The organism is Arhodomonas sp. KWT (assembly GCF_010993615.1).
The window spans coordinates 4,610-5,769 of sequence record NZ_WNXE01000153.1 but is presented as its reverse complement, the minus strand read 5'-3'; the positions used below and the strand labels follow the sequence as shown (position 1 = coordinate 5,769).

The window sequence follows — 1,160 nt, the reverse complement described above, 5'->3', positions numbered from 1 at the left end:
TAGGCGACGGCCTCCGCCACCCTGGCGAAGGTCCGCCGCGCGGTCTCCGGGTCCTGCGCATCCGCGTACTCCCCGGTGTGGATCTCCACCACCGGGGCGCCGGCCCGGGCCGCGGCGTCGAGCTGCACGGGATCGGGGTCGACGAACAGGGAAACCGCCACTCCGGCGCGCGCCAGCCGGGCGCAGACCGCGGCCGTGCGCCCGGCCTGGGCGGCAACGTCGAGGCCACCTTCGGTGGTCAGCTCCTCGCGGCTCTCCGGGACGATGCAGCAGTTGGCGGGGCGGACCGCCTCGGCGATCGCCACCATCTCGTCGGTCATCGCCATCTCCAGGTTCAGCCGGGTCTCGACGGTCTCCGCGAGCAGCCGCACGTCCCGGTCCTGGATGTGACGGCGGTCCTCGCGCAGGTGCACCGTGATCCCGTCCGCACCGGCCTGCTCGGCCACCAGCGCGGCCTGCACCACCTCCGGGTAACGGGTACCACGGGCCTGGCGCAGGGTGGCGACATGATCGATGTTGACCCCCAGCAGGGGGCGATGGCTGGTCACTGACATGCGCTGTCGTCCTCTCCGGTATCGGATGGCCCGCCGCGGGCGTCCGCGGCGCGGAGCTGCTGACGGTAAAGCCCGCGGCTGTAGAGCGGGCGCTCACCGAGGTGCGGCGCCAGCGCCGCGCGCATGAGCTCGCGCGCGGCCCGCGAGCCGGCGGCCCCGGTCTCACCGGCCGCCAGGCCGAGGAGCACGGCACCGTCGATCCCGCGCCCGGCGGCCCCGCCCGCCAACGGGTGGAAGCCCGTGTCGGGATCATAGCGGTAAGCAATGCCGGGCTGCACGGGCGCCCCGCCGGCGTCGTGCCCCAGTGGCAGTCCGTAGCCCAGGCTGGTGAGCAGGTCGCGCTCGAACAGCCGCAACAGCACACCCTCGGCACCGGCCTCCAGCGCGAGCGCAGTCACCAGCCGGGTGTAATGACCGAACAGCTCCGGATGAGGGTCTTGCCGGCGCGTCGTGCGCACCAGCAGCTCATTGGCGTAGAGCCCGCTGATCAGCCGGGTGCCGGCGAGCCGCGCGGGGGTGCCGGCGAGCTCCGCGTCCACCAGCGTGGCAAGATCGCCACGCCCCTGCCAGGAGAGGCTGAGCGGCTGGAACGCCTGGAGCGTACCA

2 protein-coding genes are annotated in these 1,160 nt (G+C 73.7%); both read right to left on the bottom strand.

Features of this window, described 5'->3' with window-relative positions; translation table 11 throughout:
* The coding region (locus tag G7A99_RS15460) for a pyridoxine 5'-phosphate synthase (RefSeq protein ID WP_163141728.1) at positions 1-554 on the bottom strand (554 nt) is incomplete at its 3' end.
* Positions 545-1,160 (bottom strand): DNA repair protein RecO (locus G7A99_RS15455; protein WP_163141725.1); only part of this gene is annotated, 616 nt, incomplete at its 5' end. The genes G7A99_RS15455 and G7A99_RS15460, both read right to left, overlap by 10 nt.